Here is an 18,163-nt window from a genome sequence, read left to right on the forward strand (position 1 = left end):
GAGTTTGTGCTCATCGATGCCTGTCAGCTCGGCAAACTTGCTGGCAGTTACCCAGTCAATGGGGACAAGCCCCATTTCAGCCAATACAGCGGTTAGTTCGTCCATCATCACCCCACAATTCTTTCATAAACTTCAGCCGTTGCCCATGCATCGGCAAAGGCATCATGGGCGTTATCAAGCTCAATATCTAGTCGTTTGCACGCATCTGCTAGGCTTAACCATTTTTCTTCGCCAAAATGCTCTTTGGCTTTTTGCATCACGCAAACAGGTATTGCACCTTTAAAGCCCATGCCGCCTGATTGGCGCAGCATACGCATATCAAACTCGGCATTATACATCCCGACATAACGACCATTTAGCAGATTATTAACCATGCTGGCGATATGCCTAAAATGTGGATAGCCCTTGATGTGCTCTTTGCTGATGCGGTGCACTCGGTAGGCTTCTGGGGTAATTAGCGAATCAGTGTCCAGCAGGGTGTTGACAATCGTGTCCCCGTCTTCGTCGATGATGGCTAATTGTATGACTTGCGCCTTGTCACCCAGTCCCGTCGTCTCCGTGTCCAAAAACAGCATTTTATCCGCCTTACTTTCGTCGGCCAGATAGTTATCAATATCATAAACAATCTCATTGATACGCTGTTGGACGGTGACACGCTCCATTCTGTCAATCTCATCTTGGATATACCAGATCGCTTTTTGCAGGTCTTGGATAGCTGGCTGACCGTCTTTGAGACCGTTGCGCCATAGATATTTGACCGCATTGCCTAGGTTAAAATTCATATGGCGGGTAATGTCGATACACTCGATACCGCTTGGATGGCTGGTGTAGTGTCGTGGGCTATGTACTGGGTGTGTCATTGTTCAATCCTCATAATCTGCAAAATATTTTTCTTTGGCTTGTATTGCATCATCTATGTTGTCAGCTAAAATCACAAGCCATTCATTCCATGACAAACATTCGGTATGGATGTAGGTTTTAGCACCGTTGAAAAAATTCTCATTGACCTGTTGGGCGGTCTTTAAGGCTTCATCTCGGCTATGTACTTCGACTTCCATTGTTACTGTGTTAATTGATGGTGTCATTCTGGCAGCTCCGTGATTGCTTCGCCTGCAGTGTGGTCAAATGGTGTTGCGTATTGCCATGTTCTACCGCTTTCATCGATAAAACGATTTTTGGATATTGTGTAGATGTATACCCATGAGTCGTGACGGTTTGGGTTTTCTCGTGAGCCACTCACCCAACACGGTATGTATTTATCTCCTCTAGCTAACAGTGCCTGTACAATCTCTATACTTGTCGGCTTAACAGGCGGTGCTTCAAATTCAACACCGTATAATTTTTCAAGCAGTTCGTGGTTTTCTTCTGTAGCGTGAAATATAAGCGGTAACGCATCTCGAGTATTGTATTTACCGTCAACGGTAAAAACAGTATCACACACTTCAAATGGGTAGACCTTATAAACAATTTCATTTTTTTCCAGTAGTAAAACTTTGTTAGATTTCTTCGGGAAATAGACCTTATCCCCAGCCTTAAACTCTCTCATATCAACCTCCTTACACATACACCACATCACCAACACGGTACGCCAAGATTTCCTTGAGCGTTGATGCGATTAACACTGTCTTTTGGGGCTTTTGCGACCAACCTATCACAAGGCAATCCCGATAAAAATAAGCGCCACGACTGTCTTTGCGATATCTTGGCTTGCCAAGCTCCATAATTTTTGAAGATAATTCATTCATTTTTTCAATCCTATAATTCGGTATTTACCATTCAGGAACTGCTTTAAACAATCATACAGACCGCTTTTAGCTGATTTGGCGTGGCGTTGCAGCCAAAACACATCAAACCAAAATTTGCGGATCAGATGCACTTGTACGACACAATGGACAAACCGTTGGCTGATGATGTTATCTATCGTTTGTGATTGCATAATTAGCTCCGTATTACTGCAAAGCTGGTTAGCTCATTGACTTCGACATCGTGCTCGATGCATAGGATTTGCACCAATTTTTTGACTTCGTTGCCGACTTCACGGGGATAGCAGGTCAGTTGCTTTGTCATATTGGCATTCTCAAAGCCATTTCTGCTCAGGCCTCCGCCCATTCGCTTGGGGCGTAGATGCAGGGTAATGTGATATTTACGCAGCTGATGACGCTGTAGTTTTTCCATGTCGGGGTTCCAATCCCCAAAATAACTCATCCGCCGTTTATAATCTTCCCATGTGTAGCAGATGATTGGCACCCGCATATAGCCCATATACTCAAGCCCCAATTCTTCTTTCAGCCGCATCTCATACTCGAGCCGCGCTGGATGCGATGCACACTTAGCTTGGCGTCGCTTGATTATCTGTTTTTTGCGTTTGGGTGTCATTCTTCGTTCTCCTAACCCGCCAAAAATCTAAACAAAGCTACATTTGCCATCACGAGCAACGAGATACACAGCATCACAATCGCCGTTTTCAGCAGCTCACTGGTGGCGGCATCCCAAGCTAACAATCTTGGCTTTGTGGCAGTCTTGACTAGGGATTTTGGTACGTAGGCATCCAAAAATTGTTCAGATGTCATCAACTTTATGTGATTGTCTTTTTTGTCGTGGCAATAAACATAATTATCCACAGTGCGCACAAGCATCACTTCTTCGCCAGTTTTCATCTTTACCCAAATCTCACCTTTTTTATAGCCGTTCATCTGTTTTCTCCACCGCTTGAATCAAATCTCGTAGGTCGTCTTTGCTCAGTGTTAGTGTGCGGCTACACGCTCGACGCTCCAAAAATATCTTGATCTTATCGCCCACGACTTGATAGCCAAGCGTTGGGTTGATGCGAAATGGTCTATGGCGTCGTTTCGCCATTGGTGCTGTTGGTGCGGGATCGGCTGGTTTTTCGGTGCTGATTTGTGCCATAACTTGCTCCTTGCTTGCTGGGCTGTCGTACAAGATATAGTGTTCACCATCCACGACAACGGGTAATTTTTTTAATGATTGCTTAATCTCTTTGACTGCGATACCGCTTTTTAGGTGCAGTTGCTGGATGGTCAAGCCAAGCGGGTATTGTTCTAAGATTTCACGGATTGTCATTTTCTAGCCTCGATCATCTGGGATGTATTTTGTGCCACAAAATGGGCAATATCTGGGGATAAGCGGTCTTTTGACTTTCTTGGTGCCAAGCTCGCCATTTCGTTTAAGATATGTCACGCTATATCTGACATCAATGGCCACCGCGTCATAATAAAAATCACCCTTGAAATAGTTTTTAAATTCAATGTGTGGCGTGCCAACAATCTCAATGCCTTGGGCTTTTCTGTTGGCAATAATATTCTTTGGCACGGTGCTCAAACAATCACAACTCATGACTTAACTCCAGCTTCATCTTTAACCGCTCTAAATACTAAAGTTTTTCGATTTTTATAAATCTCTTTGCTGATGCTGATATAGTCACCATCTTGATTGATACGATCAGCGGTAAATCTCGGGTTGGTGATACCAAACATCGCTCGGACTTCTCGGCTTGTCATTGGCCACCCCGTAAACTGCAGATAGTTCAACCAGTCAAGCCGTCGTTTTGCCAGTGCTGATAGGCGGTTGGGCCTCTTCGGCACTTTGCACTCTGTATTCTTTGGCTTGGCAACAGTCGGCTTGGCAGGCTGTTTGGATTTTTTGCCAAAGCTGATCTCCACTTTTTGTGCCTTACGCTGATCCTTGGTCAGCGCCTGCTGGATGGTTTTGTTGTCCAGTGGCTTGACCTGTTTACGCTCCGTGTCTTTGACTTTGATTTGCTTGACGACGCTGTGGTCGTAGGCGGTATTATCCAATCTCTGCACACGGTCAGGATTGGCACGCATCCACGCTTCGACCTGTTCATTTGTCAGTGTAGTGGGTGATTTTGGCGGTGTGTTTTGTCTGATTAACATATATACCCCTAAATACTCGATTGTGTTTGGTGTAGCTGGACACAGGTGGCGTGGCTTTCGGCTAATAGTAGTCGTTGTGCCGGCAATACTTGCCTATCATTGATGCGCCTAACATGTTCAAGCAACCATACCATGCCAGCTATAGCATCCAGCAACGCTACAAAGTTAATATCGCCACCGCTTTGGACACTGCTATCATAAATCTGCAGCTGCTGGATGACCCGTGACGCTCGCTCTTTGGCGTGAGCGGTGCTAAATTGGATGCGTGATAGCTCACGACATAGCTCACTGATAGTCATGGCGCACCCACATCAAATACATAAGTTAAGTCATGCAGCAGGGTTTGGCGTGCTTTCCTTGCTTCTGTCTCATAGATGGTGCGCACCGTGCGATTTTTGTCATTTTGCAATAGCGTCGAAATATAATTGCCCCCTACAAAATCCCCATTCATAAAATCAACTCGGTACAAGTCGGGGCGACCATCTTTATAACCATATCTTGATACATCAACCACCAATCCAAACTTGCCCGAATTATCATCAAACACTACATCGAGCTTATCAAGATCAGCGTTACAAATCGCATCATCTTCGTCGCTATAGCGCTCTAATCGGCTCATGCGTGCCAGCAGGGCGTCAATGATCAGTGTGGTGGCTGTGATTTTTTCTGTGTTCATATCAATTCCTTGTGCAGTTAACTGGATGACCGTCATGCTTCCAAGCTAAACATTCTTGATAATCAGCTTCGGCTTGGCGCTCCAATGCGATACTGCCCATATAAGCAAATAGCGCACTTAATGCGATGGCTGCCAACAGTTTTAAAATCATCTCGATGGCAAATGCAGCAGGGGTTGGCATTGGATGCTCAGTTTCTCGCTTGCTATAGACGGCTCTGATTGGTGCTGGTCTGTATAGTGAGTGTTTCATGATGTCCCCTTAGATGGTTTTTTCGATGTCATATCTTGCTTGACAATAAGCCAGTGCATCCGCCAAAGCTAGGCGCTGACTTGGCAATACACGCTTATCATCAATCTGCATGATGTGATTACATAGCCAGGTGATACCGATGACTGTCGCACCCAGTGCCCCCACATCAATCGCATGGCCCGATCGGATGCTGGTTTCGTACGCCAGCAGATGGGCGATGGTGTTGCTTTTGACGCGTCTGCCGTGCTCTGTGCTGAGTCGCATTTGGCGCAAGTCACGCAAGATGCGTGCAACGGTGGCAGATTTTGGGATGGGCTGATTTTCGCTAACGGTCATTATCGGTGCTCAACAACTTAAAGTAGTAAAATAATACTACTTTAAGTAGTAGTATGCAAGGGGAAATTACTACTTAAAATAGAGAATTTTTATAAGTCATTGATTTTAGGCAATAAAAAACCGCCAATTAAGGCGGTTGTGTTGGTTGGCTGTATAAATCGACCTATTTTATGCTGACTTATACACCAAATAGACGGGCAAAAAATCCCTTTTTCTCAGATTTAGGCTTTTGGGCAAAAGCTTCGTGATTGGGTAAGTTTTTGGCAAGTAGCTTATTTGCCGTATGTTCTGTGATGGTTAAGCTAAGATATGCACCAAAAATTTCCCCTGAGCGGGTGTAAACCCTACACATGGTCGTATGCTCGGCACTACCATAAAGCTCACGATAATATTGAGCGTCTTCGTTTGGCAATTCGCCAATTTGACCATAGGTGCTGACAACCTGCACCTTATCACCCTTACACTTCAATAATACTGGCACGGCAACACTTCTAGCGTCAATGCGTTCAGCAGTTGGGTCGTTGTAGCATCGCTTGAGCGTTCTGGTATAGTATGATTCGCCAAAGACTTCTTGTGGATACCCCCTGTTTGCAATATGTGCCATCTGTTATCTCCTTACTCGCTTAGTCTCAGACTTCCACCAAAACTGACCAATGATTTCAATGTTATCAGCTTCGATATCTCGAGCGGTATAGATTTCATCGGGGTAACGCACCTTGTCATCGTTGCGTGACACCGCTTTAAATCCATCGCCATGCTTAAATAGGTATTTAACTTTGAGCTCGCCACTTTTACGAAATGCGTAGATTTCGCCGTCAAAGATGCGTGTTGCCGATGTATCAACGGCAATTGTCTGACCGTCCGTGATATCAGGTGCCATGCTATCGCCACGAGCGACGAATGCTTTGGCGTGCATAGGATTGACATTACACTCTCTGAGCGTTTCTTCACGGAACCATAATTGTAACTCGTCCGTCGGCTCTTCGTTTAGATAGCCGTTGCCAAGGCTGCCGCACACATCATGCAAGTAGCCAATCGCAATCATGCCATCAGGGATAGCATCACCTTCTTGCCAAACAGCGATAGCTTTGTTTGATAATTCGGCATTGGATGCGTCATTGACACTTTCACCAAAGGACAAATAAGACACGCTGACGCCTAAGCAATCAGCCAGCTTTTGCATACCCTTATCTCGTGGCTTGGCGATACCTTCACGATAACGACGAATCATCTCATAGGTAATGCCGGTGCAATCAGCCATATCGCTAATTTCTAGCTTTTTGTTGGTCATTAACTGAGTTAAGCGGGCGCCAAATTCTGGGTGGGTTACTGGTTTTGTGGTCATGATTTACTACCTTTAGTAGAATATATTTCTATTTTACCGCAAACAAACGCTTGCGTCATTACTATTATTAGTAGTATAATTTTGCTACTTTAAGTAGTCTAAAAAGGTATTCACATGACCAAAACACCCCTAGAGCAAGCCTTTGCCATTGTCGGCAATCGATCCGCCCTTGCTCGTGCCATTGGCGTAACGCCGTGGGCTGTGAGTAAGTGGGATATTAATAATCCGCCCAAAAAAAGATGTTTAGCTATTGAAAAAGCAACCGGCGGGAAAATCACTGCAGAACAATTGCGACCTGATATCAATTGGCAGTATGTGCGTTCTTGCCAAGCACAATAATCATGCAAAAAGCCCATTGGGTGCGACCAATGGGCTAGAAGTTTGCTTTAGTACAAGCGAGTTTTATTTTATGCTAAATATAATTATAAATCAAGGGGTATGATATGACAGACAAACGCAAACCGCTTGATTTTGAGTACATCCGAGCACAAGCCGAAGGACATTATATCGACCGCATTTTTCCTGCGGTGGGTATCGCTTTTACCAAAGCGCCAAATCAGCACCAAGCCTGTCCGCTATGCGGTGGCAAAGACCGCTTCCGCTGCGATGACCAAGATGGCACGGGCTCATACATCTGTGGGCAGTGTGGCGCTGGCAACGGCTATACGCTTGTGCGTGACTACACCAAATCCGACGCCTACGAAGCACACGCACTCATTGCCAACATCTTAGGTATCGACGGTGGCAAAGAGATTAGCGAGCACGACCGTGCCAAATGGCAACAGGCTCGTACCGAGCGTCAAGCATCAGCCAAGCAAGCACGCATTGACGCTCGTCGTGCCGTTGCACCCATTGCCCAAGAGCGATTTGCCAAGGCAGTCATGGCAAGTGAGCACCCTTATCTCACCAAAAAAGGCATCAGCGCACACGGTCTGCGTGTCGATAGCAACAATCATCTGCTGATACCGCTGTATTATCACAACACCACGACGGGCAATATCACCCTGTGCAACTTACAGACCATTTCAGCCGACGGCGATAAGCGATTTATCAAAGACGGTCTTGTCAGCAGTTGCTTTTATACCATCGGCACGGTACCGATTGGCACTGGTGTGATTTTTGTTGTCGAAGGCTACGCTACTGGTGCATCTATCTATGAGGCAATGGGGCAAGCCTACCCTGTGATTGTCACTTTTAATGCACACAATATGGTCAAATGTGCGTCCATTGTCCGTGCATTGTATCCATCACATCGTATCATTTTTTGCGCTGATGATGACTTTGCCGCCGCCCAAAAGACGGGCAAAAATGCAGGCATCGACGCAGCTCAGCAGGCATCAGCCACCGCATCAGCCGAATATATCAGCCCTGACTTTGGCGGCGATCATCGCACCGCGACAGGTGAGCTCACTGATTATAATGATTTGCACACGGCATTTGGCATTGACAGCGTTCGAGCGCAAATTTCCCACGCCCTAAATCGCCCAATGCCCGACCATAGCCAAAACACGGGGTCTGCCACGCTTGATAAGCTACTAGATACCTATGCCGTCATCGACGACATCGGCAAGCGTAGCAACAAGATTTATAACCTTGCCGAGCAAAAAGAACTCACCAAAACGCAGTTCGACGAAGCCGTCGGTGATAAGCAGCTGGCCAATCAGTGGCACTATCACCCCGACAAAAAGACCATCACCCGTCAACAAGTCCAAGCCAATACATCCAAGCTCACCGCTGAGATGTACGCAGATATTTTTGAGAAATATTGGCTGATTGCAGGCACAAAGGAAATCTACAACCGCGAAGACAAAATCCGTCAGCCAGCTGATACCCTGCGCCTAGAATATCCGCTTGAGTACGACATCTGGCTACGCTCCGATCGTCGCCAAAAAGTCAAACAAGCCAACATCTGGTTTGACCCGTCGTGCACCAAGCGCCCTGCCAATCCAGATGATAACTATATCAACACCTTTGACCGCCTGCCATTGACGCCGTTTAGCCGTGATGAGTTAGCCGAGATGATGGGCGTGCAAGATGCAAGCAATGCTCAAATTGAGGCGTTTTTGTACGGCTTGGCATCACCGTTTATCAGCCTGTTGCGTCATCTATGTGGCGATGACGGCACCGATGAAGTGGTCAATTGGGTGCTCAATTGGCTTGCTATCCCCCTGCAAAACATGGGTACCAAGATGGATACCGCCTTGATTTTTCATGGCCACATTCAAGGTGCTGGTAAATCTTTTTTCTTCGACCGTATCATGCGCCGTATCTATGGCAATTATGCTTTGACATTGGGACAAGGTCAGCTTGTCAGTCAGTATAATGACTGGGTTGAAGGCAAGCTTTGGACGGTATTCGAAGAGATTTTTGAAGGCAAAGACCGCTATGCGCATATGGGTATGATTAAGCAATTAATCACCGGCGACACCATTTGGATTTCCAAAAAATTCCTAAATGGCTGGATGCAGGACAACTATGTCAATGTCGTGTTTTTGTCCAACGACCTACAGCCGCTTAGCCTTGAGCAAAATGACCGCCGTCATGTGGTGCTATATCCCAAACAAGCCATGCCAACCGACCTAAACAAGGTGCTATCAGATGCCTTGATGGATGCTGATGATATGATGCTTCGTGCGTTCTACAGCTATCTGATGGTCAAAAATGTGGGCAATCAGAACCCACACACCAAAGCCATACAGACCAGCGCCAAAACTCATCTACAAAATTTATCAATGCGTAGCTGGGAGCGCTTTTATGAAGAGTGGAAAGATGGTACACTAGACGCCCCTTATGCCACTTGCTTATCGCAAGATCTATACGATTACTATTTTTGGCGATGCAAGCGTCAAGGTGAAGCCCACGCATCTGCGACATTGTTTCTTACTTACATCGGCAAGCGTGAAGACAAGCGTAAATTGCGCTACCAAATCGAGTATTGGGAAAATGGGAAAATCCACACCAAAAGCAAGCAAGGGCACATCATCACCATTCGTCATGATGACACGCCCGAAAAGCCCGACCAAAGTTGGTACGGTATGGCGATTACTAGCTTTAAGCGACGAATACACGACAACTTAGGCAATAATCAATCCTAAAGCCAAAGTAATATTTATCCACAAAATTCACCACTGTGATGGGTGTGATGGGTTTGTTATGAGTTCATAACCGACCTGTCACACCCTTTAAGTTTTTGTTTTATCTGATAATTTTCTATTTTTTGTTCAGTGTTCTGTCAAGAATTTTCCCCTATTAATAAGGGGATTTTTTCAGTTTCAATTTTTTTTATTTATATTAAGTCAAATAAACCCGTCACACCCATCACACTCATCACAGTTAAATTTAATCATAATAATATCAAATACTTAAAATATCAAAAATGTGACAGGTTGTGTGATGGGTTGCCAATACTCATCACAGCATCAGATAATACCCATCACACACCATTACAAGGATAGCCATGAGATACGCCACACCACGCCCACCCCGCGCCCATCTGATTGCAGCCGCCGAAAGTTATGCCAAGGTGGACGACTTCGCCGACGCCTGTTATCGTTATTACTATTATCAAGATGATGTGGCACACAAGCGATTGATAACGCTGATCAAAGACAGACTGACTAAGTATTATCTGTCGCACATCCCTGCCAAGTATCACCACAGCACTACTTGAGCTGACCTATCCTTTGGTGGCAGGTAAGCTACCAGCATTCAGTGAGCGTGAGCGTGCCATCACATCTGGCATTAGCCGTCAGACATTCCGTAAGTACGGCATGAGCCTGGCTTGTGCCGGTATCATTGATGACATCACAGGTACTGCCATCATTGTCGCTGAGCGCATCCAACGACAGCTCGGCAAAAATTTCAAACTAAGCACTTGACAAGATTAGACCAGTTTTGCTATCATTTTTGCTATGATAGCCGTTCGGTATAACTGATACGGAAATCATATCATAATATCACCAAGCCCTTGCAGTGTACTGCAGGGGCTTTTTATTGGACTGGATATGGGACTTACGACACTCAAACCACGCTTAGCCAGCCACCAACCCAAAGCTCAACGCAATTGGGGCAAAGGTCGTGGCGGTCGTCCTTGGCGCAGATTGCGTGACAAGATACTTGCACGAGACCTGTACACTTGCCAATCGTGCGGCCGAGTTGGTGGTCAGCTTGAGATTGACCACATTATCAACAGGGCACAAGGTGGCACAGATGATGAGTCAAACTTACAAACGCTTTGCAAGTCGTGTCATCAAACAAAAACGCATGCAGAATCACAGGCGGGGGCGGTGGAAAAGTTCACGAGTCTTGTCTAGCGGACACCACGCCCCACCCCACGCATAAAAAAATTTCCGTTTCAGGAATATTTTTCCGAATTTCCAAAGCATTGAAACAATGTAGGAATGCTAAACAATGGCAAAGAAAGATACAGAAATCTATTGCCGATGTATTGCGCTTGGCATGACGCCAGCACAAGCCCTGAGCGAAGCGGGCTACAAAACGGATAAGCCAGACAGTGTGCGACGCCAGCACGACAATTTACAAAAGCGTGCACCAATCCAAAACCGCATCAAAGAGCTTAAGCAGTACTTTGATGAGAACCCGCACTTGGCGAAACCAATCATAGAGCCTGACGATACCAAACCAGCGGTGCAAAAACAGCTCAGCGCCAAAGAGTATCTGCTACAGACACTCAACGACGTTGGGCAAGAGCCTAAACTGCGATTACAAGCAGCGATGGCACTGCTACCGTACGAAGAGGCGAAAATCGCACCCAAAGGCAAAAAAGAGGATGCCAAAGATGTCGCAAAGACCGCCACAACGACGGGCAAGTTTGCGACGATGGACTATCAGGCCGACTTTTTTGGGGTGATGAATTGAGATACACGAACGAGAAAGGCGAAATCGCCGAAGTGGTGGTATCTCAAGCCAACGCCCAAAACAAGATACGCATACAGGTGGATGGCGAAGAGCGCCAAAGAGTCGTCGATTATGATGATTTCATTAGCGAGTTTCGTTATATACCGCTTGAAAGGCGCAATACATTGGATAAGAAAACATGACAGACAGCAACCATGACGCCGTGAACCACCCAAAGCACTACACATCATGCCCATCTGGGGTTGAGTGTATCGAAATCGCTGAATTACTGCCGTTTTGTCTGGGTAACTGCTACAAATACCTGCACCGTGCAGGACTAAAAGGCGACACCAAGCAAGACTTAAAAAAGGCTCGATTTTACGCAAATCGAGCCTTTTTCAATGGCGAAGCGATGCCAAACGTGGTCAAATCACGCATTAATTATGTAGCAAGCCATCAAGATGTCAATAATGTCGAATTATTGGCATTTTTTAGACACTGGGATGCTGACGCTGGTGGCAAATCTGCCACCACATTCATTAAGCAATTAGACGAAAAAATCGACAAGCTCGAGGCTTGGTCAGAAGATAAAAAATTAATTAAGCAAATCATCACGGGCGAACTCAACCGCAAAATCTTCGGTTATCGCATGGGCCTTATGGGCTCTGATGCGCCTGTTTATGATAATGGCCACAGCCAACACATTGACTCAACAACGCCACAAGATATCTAACCATGACACAACCTACTTGGACAACAGCCTTACCAGATTGGCAAGGGCGCATCGTCCGTGGTGAGTCGATGGTGCCAGGCAAACCCTTGTTTGACACACCTGCACAAATTGCACTCAAGGTATTTAAAGAGCTTAAGCTTGTCGATGTCATTGGCAGTCCCAAGATTGGCGATGTGACACGCCAATGGGTGTATGATTTTGTGATGGCCATCTTTGGGGCGTACGACCCCATCGCCAAAAAACGCTTGATCAAAGAGTTTTTCTTGTTAATCAGCAAGAAAAACTCAAAATCGACGTTGGCGGCAGGCATCATGATGACGGCTCTGATACTCAATGTGCGCCAATCGTGTGAGCTTGCCATCATTGCACCCACCAAAGAAGTCGCGAACAACAGCTTTTTGCCGATGCGCGACATGATTCGTGCCGATGCCGAGCTCTCAGCGATGTTTAACATTTCAGAGCACACAAAGACCATCACGCACCTTGGCACCAATGCCACGCTTAAGGTCATCGCTGCTGAAAATGACTCGGTGGCAGGTCTTAAGGCCACTTATGTGCTGATCGATGAGCTTTGGGTATTTGGCAAACGCCAAGGTGCCGATTCAATGCTACGAGAAGCCAAAGGCGGCTTGGCATCACGCCCCGAGGGCTTTGTGATTTATCTGACGACAATGAGCAATGAGTCGCCAGCTGGGGTGATGAAAGAAAAGCTCGACTATGCGCGCATGGTGCGCGATGGTGAAGTACACGACCCTGAATTTTTGGGGGCATTGTACGAGTTTCCGCGCTTGATGCTCGACAAACAAAAACATCTCAACCCCAAATGGTGGTACATCACCAACCCAAATCTTGGTGCATCGGTCGATGAAAGCTATCTGCTATCTGACTACCGCAAAGCCAAAGTTGCACCCGAAAAGTCGGTATTGCAGGACTTTATGGCCAAGCATCTAAACGTCGAAATCGGTATCAGTCTGCGTGCCAACCGCTGGGCAGCTGCTGAGTTTTGGGCGACAGCAGGCAGGGCGTTTACGCTGGATGAGCTCATTGAGCGCTGCGAAGTCATCACCATGGGCGGTGACGGCGGTGGTTTGGACGACTTGCTCGGTTGTGCGGTGCTTGGTCGCTTGCCCGACATCAAAGCCGTCATTGACGACGAAACGGGCGTACGCCACGAAGTCAAAGAGTGGCTTGTGTGGGGTAGGGCATGGTGTCATCCAATCGCCCTTGAGCGACGAAAGCAGGACGAACCACGCTACCGAGATTTTGAGAGCGATGGCGATTTGGTGATTGTCGATAAAGTCGGTGATGATACCGCCGAATTTGCTAGCATTGCCCGTCGCATCTATGACAGCGGCAAGCTTGACCGCATTGGGCTTGACCCTTTGGGTGTTGGTGGCATCGTCGATGACTTGCTGGCCGTCGGCATACCTCAAGATAAGATTATTGGCATCAGTCAAGGCTTTAAAATCTCAGGCTATCAAAAAACCTGCGAACGCAAAATTGCCAGTGGTGATATGCACCACGCCAATCAGCCAATTATGGCTTGGTGTGTAGGCAACGCACGAGTGCTGGTCAAAGGCTCAGGCACGATGCTATCCAAGGCAGAGAGTGGCTCAGGTAAGATTGACCCTGTCATCGCGATGCTCAACGCCGTCGCACTAATGAGCGAAAATCCCACGGTCAAAAATCTAGACATTGACAGCTATGTGTCCAATGTCGTTATTGGATAATACACCCCTTGCCCCTGCCTAGTGCACGCAAGGGCCATCACTTTTCCCTGTATCGTCTCATCCCCTTGGCGATGCGGGGTTTTTATTTGGTGCTAATTATGACAACCAACTTTTGGACTCGTTTTGTAGGGTGGCTTGCAGGCAATCCACGCTTAGAGATGGGCGAGATTGCACCACCAGCCATAGCGACCACCACCGCAGGCGGTGGCACGGTCAATGGCGATACAGCGCTTAAGCTATCAGCCGTGTGGGCGTGTGTACGCCTACGCAGTCAGACTATTGCCAGTCTGCCACTACACTTACGAGACAATACCAAGCGCACGGCAAGCACGCACCCGCTGTATCGCTTGCTGCATGACGCACCCAATGCCGACATGACAGCGTCGGAATTTTGGGAGGCGATGGTGGCAAGTCTTGATTTGTGGGGCAATGCCTACGCCCACATCACACGGCTTGGCGATACAGTGGTATCGCTCAATGTGCTCAATCCAGAGCGTATCAGCGTGCACCGCTCCAAGTCGGGCGTGATTACTTATCAAGATGATAAGACACGCCAAAGCTACACTGATACAGAGATTTTGCATATCAAAGGCTTTACGCTCGATGGACTGATTGGCTTATCACCACTCAGACACCAAGCGGGAGTGATGGGTGCGCAAATCGACGCCAACGATGCAGCCAACGAAGAATTTCGCAACAGCCTAAAAGTTGGCGGTTTTCTCAAAACTGGTGAACAGGTGCTAACGCCACAGCAACGCACCGATTTTCAGCGCGCACTGAGTGATTTTCGAAAACCTGAGAACTCAGGCAAGTGGATGCTACTAGAAGCCGGCATGGATGTAGCTAGTGCAGCCAGTATCAAGATTAATCCTGCTGATGCACAGTTACTCGAATCGCGATGCTTCGGCATCGAGGAAATATGCCGAACCTTTGGCGTACCGCCACAGCTTATCCATCACACTGACAAGGCGTCTAGCTGGGCAAGTAGTGCCGAGCAGATGAACTTGGCGTTTTTGATGTACAGCCTGCGACCGACATTGGTGCGTATCGAACAAGCCATTGTTCGAAAGCTACTAACGCCTGCAGAGCGTAGCAAGTACACGCCCAAATTTAGCGTCGAAGGACTACTACGAGCTGACAGCCAGGGGCGTGCCAATTTCTACACATCAGCACTACAAAACGGCTGGATGACTCGCAATGAGATTCGCTCGCTGGAAGACTTGCCACCCGTTGAAGGTGCTGACCAACTGACTGTACAGCTTAACCTAACCGACCTTGCCAAGCTTGGTCAAGAACCTACGGAAACCTAGTATGCAGACCAAATCACTACCGCTTGATATCAAAAGCGTGGGCGATGATGGCACATTTGCAGGGTATTGCAATGTGTTTGATGTCGTCGATAGCTATGACGAAATTGTGCGAAAGGGCGCATTTGCCACAAGCTTGGCTGATTGGCAAGCTAAGGGCAAGATGCCACCAGTGCTATGGCAACACGACCACGCACAACCAATCGGCATTTGGACAAAGCTTGTTGAAGATGACAAAGGGCTATACGGCGAAGCCAAGCTACTGATTGATGATGTGCCAAAGGCTCGTGAAGCCTACGCACTCATCAAGGCAGGCGTCATTGACGGCCTATCCATTGGCTATCGCGTCAGCAAATACGCCTACAACGATGACGGCACAACAGACCTACTTGAGCTTAAGCTACGAGAAGTGTCTATCGTCACCGTCCCAGCCAATGAACCATCAACAATCAGTAGTGTCAAGGCGCACAACGACGCTAAGCACGCCCTAGCCATTTTACAAAAACTTAATCAATCTTTTTAATAAACCACTGGAGACTGTCATGACAGATCAAACTCACACCCAACTTGCTACAGAATTTGCCAAAGCTACCGAACAAATCAAAGGGCTTGGCGAAGAACTTCAAGGCCGCCTAGACCATGGCGAAAAGAGCCTGTCTCAGCTACGAGCTGATTTTGACGAACAATTGACCGCCTTTGGTGAGCTCAAATCACAAATGCTGGAGCTGGCACAAGCAGCCGCACGCCCACATGAGTACACCGAATCAGCCAAATCACTTGGTGAACAGTTTGTTGCCACCGATGGCTACAAAAACCTAGTCGATGACCCACGTGGCGTACAGCGTGCCAAGCTAGATGTCAAATCACTGGTGACATCAGCCACTACTGACAGCGACGGCTCAACAGGTGCATTGATTCAGGCTCAGCGTTTGGCTGGTATTCAGACCGCACCAAACCGCATCTTGACCATCCGTGACCTACTGATGGCAGGTAGCACATCAAGCAACGCCATCACCTACATCAAAGAGACTGGCTTTACTAATGCGGCGGCGGCACAAGCCAACGAAGGCGATAAAAAAGCACAATCAACGCTTAAATTCGGCGAAGAGTCAATCAGCGTCAAGACTTTGGCACACTATATCAAGGCATCAAAACAGGTGCTAGATGACGCACCGCAATTGGCAAGTCATATCAATGGTCGCCTAATCTACGGCTTGAAGCTTGTCGAAGAGCAGCAACTGCTTAATGGCGATGGCCTAAGTGGCAACCTAAAAGGCATTATCCCGCAGGCGACCGCATTTGCTGACAAGGCAAGCCTAGCCAATTACAGCATCATCGATCAGCTACGCCTAGCGATGCTACAGACTCACTTGGCAGAGTATGGCGCCAATGCGATTGTACTAAACCCAATCGACCTAGCCAAAATTGAGCTGATGAAAGACGACAACGGTCGCTATCTCATTGGCAACCCACAAGGCACTATCCAGCCAACACTTTGGGGCTTGCCAGTGGTTGCCACACAAGCAATGGGCGCGGGCAAATTCTTGACTGGTGCGTTCGACATGGCGGCTCAGCTATTCGATCGTGAAGGTGCTAGTGTACAAGTCGGCTTTGAAAATGACGACTTCACCAAAAACCTTGTCACCATCCTAGCTGAAGAACGTCTAGCGTTGGCAGTGTATCGCCCCGAAGCGTTTGTACACGGCACGCTAGCGGCCAAATAAGCCTAAACCCTGACCAAAGCCCATGCCATGCGTGGGTTTTGGCATTTTTTGGAGTGTTACTATGCAATACCAAGTGATTAAGCAGCATTTTGGCGATCAGCAGTACTTCGACGGGGATATCCGAGTGGTTAACGACCCTGACCATGCCAAATCCTTGATTGATGGCGGTTTGATTGCGCCAATTGATACCAAAGCTAAACCAAAGGCAAAAGCCAAGGCAGAAACGCCCGAAAACAAAGCAGAAACCGTAGAAAATAAGGCAGATGCATGATACCACTAGACATCATTAAGCAGCATTGTCGCATTGAGCTTGATGATGACGATGCACTACTTGGACAGTACCATGATTCGGCGTTTGACTGGGTGCAGACTTGGCTTGGGCGTACCATCTATGCCGATGCCGTCCCAGATGATGACGAGTATGGCATTGTCATCAATCCAGCCATCACCAACGCTATGCTAATCTTGATTAACCACTGGTACGACAACCGTGATGCCGTCACTGCACCCGTGGCAGTGAACGCACTACTACAGCCATATCGACTGATGGGGGTATGATATGCAAGCAGGCAAACTACGCCACCGCATCAAAATCTTTGATCAGATGCAATCTCGCTCAAAGACTGGCGCAGTCGCCATCAAATGGGAGCATATCTTGACGATTTGGGGGCAATTTGTCCCATTATCCGCCAAAGATGTGATGACCGCCAAGGCAGCAGGCTCACAGACAGTAGCACGGCTTATCATCCGCTACCGTGGCGATATCCATAGCGGTCAGCGTGTCGAACACGTGGGCAAAGTGTATGAAATCGACGGCGAACCACTGGCAGATAACCGCTCGGGCATGGAATATTTGACTGTGATGTTAAGGAGCGTGGCATGAAAATCAGCGTCAAAGTCGAAGGTCTAGAAGACCTTGATCGCAAGCTTGGCAATCTCAAAGAAGATCTGCGGGGCAAGGCATTGTATAATGCACTCAACTTTGCCAGCAATCCGATGGTCAATCAGATTCGCAAAACCGTGCCACAGACCACCGCACCCTATAAGCGGTATATGTCAAGCGGTCAAGGCGAAGGCAAAACGACACATACCAAGGCGGGCAAAAAACGCCGTGTCGCTACCAATCGAGCTAAGCGCGGAGAGGGCAAGTTTGTTATGCAAGAGCCTGCACTACTGCGTAAAAATATCCGCCGTGTCAGATTGACCAAAAAGAGCAAAAACCCCCACCGTGCTTCTGTCGGTATTGGTGTGCGTGTGGCAGGCAAGACAGGCTATAGTGCATTTTATTGAC

General features: G+C 47.5%; 31 protein-coding genes. 16 read left to right on the forward strand and 15 right to left on the reverse strand.

Features of this window, described 5'->3' with window-relative positions; all coding sequences use genetic code 11:
• Positions 1-107 precede the first annotated feature (107 nt).
• From BW928_RS11335 to BW928_RS10375, 15 genes are all read right to left on the reverse strand, one after another.
• Positions 108-860, reverse strand: a complete 753-nt coding sequence (locus BW928_RS11335) for an exonuclease domain-containing protein (protein WP_078310314.1) — start codon at positions 858-860, stop codon at positions 108-110.
• Between the two features lie 3 nt (positions 861-863).
• Positions 864-1,085 carry a hypothetical protein gene (locus BW928_RS10310; protein WP_076556144.1) on the reverse strand — a complete coding sequence of 74 codons (222 nt, stop codon included), beginning with the start codon at positions 1,083-1,085 and terminating at the stop codon, positions 864-866.
• Positions 1,082-1,546: a hypothetical protein gene (locus tag BW928_RS10315; protein ID WP_143821519.1), complete on the reverse strand. Its 465-nt coding sequence runs from the start codon at positions 1,544-1,546 to the stop codon at positions 1,082-1,084. Before BW928_RS10315 ends, BW928_RS10310 begins: the two co-directional genes overlap by 4 nt.
• 10 nt (positions 1,547-1,556) lie before the next feature.
• Complete coding sequence (locus BW928_RS10320; protein WP_076556146.1) at positions 1,557-1,745, reverse strand: hypothetical protein; 189 nt, start codon at positions 1,743-1,745, stop codon at positions 1,557-1,559.
• Positions 1,742-1,936, reverse strand: a complete 195-nt coding sequence (locus BW928_RS11490) for a hypothetical protein (protein WP_143821520.1) — start codon at positions 1,934-1,936, stop codon at positions 1,742-1,744. Before BW928_RS11490 ends, BW928_RS10320 begins: the two co-directional genes overlap by 4 nt.
• Before the next feature lie 2 nt (positions 1,937-1,938).
• Positions 1,939-2,295, reverse strand: a complete 357-nt coding sequence (locus BW928_RS10325; protein ID WP_143821521.1) for a hypothetical protein — start codon at positions 2,293-2,295, stop codon at positions 1,939-1,941.
• A gap of 92 nt (positions 2,296-2,387) precedes the next feature.
• The gene (locus BW928_RS10330; protein ID WP_076556148.1) at positions 2,388-2,693 is read right to left on the reverse strand and encodes a hypothetical protein; all 306 of its coding nucleotides are present in this window, start codon (positions 2,691-2,693) and stop codon (positions 2,388-2,390) included.
• The gene (locus tag BW928_RS10335) at positions 2,680-3,081 is read right to left on the reverse strand and encodes a hypothetical protein (RefSeq protein ID WP_076556149.1); all 402 of its coding nucleotides are present in this window, start codon (positions 3,079-3,081) and stop codon (positions 2,680-2,682) included. The genes BW928_RS10330 and BW928_RS10335 overlap by 14 nt, the downstream gene beginning before the upstream one ends.
• 3 nt (positions 3,082-3,084) lie before the next feature.
• The gene (locus tag BW928_RS10340) at positions 3,085-3,354 is read right to left on the reverse strand and encodes a hypothetical protein (RefSeq protein ID WP_076556150.1); all 270 of its coding nucleotides are present in this window, start codon (positions 3,352-3,354) and stop codon (positions 3,085-3,087) included.
• The gene (locus BW928_RS10345) at positions 3,351-3,914 is read right to left on the reverse strand and encodes a hypothetical protein (RefSeq protein ID WP_076556151.1); all 564 of its coding nucleotides are present in this window, start codon (positions 3,912-3,914) and stop codon (positions 3,351-3,353) included. The genes BW928_RS10340 and BW928_RS10345 overlap by 4 nt, the downstream gene beginning before the upstream one ends.
• A 295-nt stretch (positions 3,915-4,209) precedes the next feature.
• Positions 4,210-4,590, reverse strand: a complete 381-nt coding sequence (locus BW928_RS10355; RefSeq protein WP_076556153.1) for a hypothetical protein — start codon at positions 4,588-4,590, stop codon at positions 4,210-4,212.
• A 1-nt stretch (position 4,591) separates the two neighbouring features.
• A complete protein-coding gene (locus tag BW928_RS10360; RefSeq protein ID WP_076556154.1) occupies positions 4,592-4,840 on the reverse strand; it encodes a hypothetical protein in 249 nt (82 codons plus the stop codon).
• 9 nt (positions 4,841-4,849) lie between these two features.
• Positions 4,850-5,176 (reverse strand): hypothetical protein, encoded by a 327-nt coding sequence (locus BW928_RS10365; protein ID WP_076556155.1) that lies wholly within the window; start codon positions 5,174-5,176, stop codon positions 4,850-4,852.
• A 178-nt stretch (positions 5,177-5,354) separates the two neighbouring features.
• Positions 5,355-5,780: a hypothetical protein gene (locus BW928_RS10370; RefSeq protein WP_076556156.1), complete on the reverse strand. Its 426-nt coding sequence runs from the start codon at positions 5,778-5,780 to the stop codon at positions 5,355-5,357.
• 3 nt (positions 5,781-5,783) lie between these two features.
• Positions 5,784-6,521 carry a LexA family transcriptional regulator gene (locus tag BW928_RS10375; RefSeq protein ID WP_078310315.1) on the reverse strand — a complete coding sequence of 246 codons (738 nt, stop codon included), beginning with the start codon at positions 6,519-6,521 and terminating at the stop codon, positions 5,784-5,786.
• 114 nt (positions 6,522-6,635) lie between these two features.
• Here BW928_RS10375 and BW928_RS10380 point away from each other — a divergent pair, with 114 nt between their 5' ends.
• From BW928_RS10380 to BW928_RS10450, 16 genes are all read left to right on the forward strand, one after another.
• Positions 6,636-6,860, forward strand: coding sequence for a transcriptional regulator (locus BW928_RS10380; protein WP_076556157.1), 225 nt, complete (start codon positions 6,636-6,638; stop codon positions 6,858-6,860).
• 104 nt (positions 6,861-6,964) lie between these two features.
• Positions 6,965-9,616 carry a DUF5906 domain-containing protein gene (locus BW928_RS10385; protein WP_076556158.1) on the forward strand — a complete coding sequence of 884 codons (2,652 nt, stop codon included), beginning with the start codon at positions 6,965-6,967 and terminating at the stop codon, positions 9,614-9,616.
• Positions 9,617-9,978: 362 nt separating this feature from the next.
• Positions 9,979-10,191 carry a hypothetical protein gene (locus tag BW928_RS11340; RefSeq protein ID WP_078310318.1) on the forward strand — a complete coding sequence of 71 codons (213 nt, stop codon included), beginning with the start codon at positions 9,979-9,981 and terminating at the stop codon, positions 10,189-10,191.
• A 16-nt stretch (positions 10,192-10,207) separates the two neighbouring features.
• Positions 10,208-10,399, forward strand: coding sequence for a hypothetical protein (locus BW928_RS11345; RefSeq protein WP_143821523.1), 192 nt, complete (start codon positions 10,208-10,210; stop codon positions 10,397-10,399).
• A gap of 126 nt (positions 10,400-10,525) precedes the next feature.
• Entirely contained in the window at positions 10,526-10,834 is a 309-nt protein-coding gene (locus BW928_RS10395) for an HNH endonuclease (RefSeq protein WP_076556159.1), read from the forward strand.
• Positions 10,835-10,931: 97 nt separating this feature from the next.
• Positions 10,932-11,399, forward strand: a complete 468-nt coding sequence (locus BW928_RS10400) for a hypothetical protein (protein ID WP_076556160.1) — start codon at positions 10,932-10,934, stop codon at positions 11,397-11,399.
• The gene (locus BW928_RS10405) at positions 11,396-11,581 is read left to right on the forward strand and encodes a hypothetical protein (RefSeq protein WP_076556161.1); all 186 of its coding nucleotides are present in this window, start codon (positions 11,396-11,398) and stop codon (positions 11,579-11,581) included. The genes BW928_RS10400 and BW928_RS10405 overlap by 4 nt, the downstream gene beginning before the upstream one ends.
• Positions 11,578-12,111, forward strand: coding sequence for a DUF3310 domain-containing protein (locus BW928_RS10410; protein ID WP_076556162.1), 534 nt, complete (start codon positions 11,578-11,580; stop codon positions 12,109-12,111). The genes BW928_RS10405 and BW928_RS10410 overlap by 4 nt, the downstream gene beginning before the upstream one ends.
• Before the next feature lie 2 nt (positions 12,112-12,113).
• A complete protein-coding gene (locus BW928_RS10415; protein WP_076556163.1) occupies positions 12,114-13,841 on the forward strand; it encodes a terminase large subunit in 1,728 nt (575 codons plus the stop codon).
• Positions 13,842-13,939: 98 nt separating this feature from the next.
• On the forward strand, positions 13,940-15,151 hold the full coding sequence (locus BW928_RS10420; RefSeq protein WP_076556164.1) for a phage portal protein: 1,212 nt from the start codon (positions 13,940-13,942) through the stop codon (positions 15,149-15,151).
• A 1-nt stretch (position 15,152) separates the two neighbouring features.
• Positions 15,153-15,671 carry an HK97 family phage prohead protease gene (locus BW928_RS10425; RefSeq protein ID WP_076556165.1) on the forward strand — a complete coding sequence of 173 codons (519 nt, stop codon included), beginning with the start codon at positions 15,153-15,155 and terminating at the stop codon, positions 15,669-15,671.
• A 19-nt stretch (positions 15,672-15,690) separates the two neighbouring features.
• A complete protein-coding gene (locus BW928_RS10430; RefSeq protein WP_076556166.1) occupies positions 15,691-16,872 on the forward strand; it encodes a phage major capsid protein in 1,182 nt (393 codons plus the stop codon).
• A gap of 61 nt (positions 16,873-16,933) precedes the next feature.
• Positions 16,934-17,143, forward strand: a complete 210-nt coding sequence (locus BW928_RS10435) for a hypothetical protein (RefSeq protein WP_076556167.1) — start codon at positions 16,934-16,936, stop codon at positions 17,141-17,143.
• A complete protein-coding gene (locus BW928_RS10440; protein ID WP_076556168.1) occupies positions 17,140-17,430 on the forward strand; it encodes a head-tail connector protein in 291 nt (96 codons plus the stop codon). Before BW928_RS10435 ends, BW928_RS10440 begins: the two co-directional genes overlap by 4 nt.
• Before the next feature lies 1 nt (position 17,431).
• Positions 17,432-17,755, forward strand: a complete 324-nt coding sequence (locus BW928_RS10445; protein ID WP_076556169.1) for a phage head closure protein — start codon at positions 17,432-17,434, stop codon at positions 17,753-17,755.
• Positions 17,752-18,162, forward strand: coding sequence for a hypothetical protein (locus BW928_RS10450; RefSeq protein WP_078310322.1), 411 nt, complete (start codon positions 17,752-17,754; stop codon positions 18,160-18,162). The genes BW928_RS10445 and BW928_RS10450 overlap by 4 nt, the downstream gene beginning before the upstream one ends.
• The last annotated feature ends 1 nt before the right edge of the window (position 18,163 follow it).

Source organism: Moraxella cuniculi DSM 21768 (assembly GCF_900156515.1).
Lineage (GTDB): Bacteria > Pseudomonadota > Gammaproteobacteria > Pseudomonadales > Moraxellaceae > Moraxella > Moraxella cuniculi.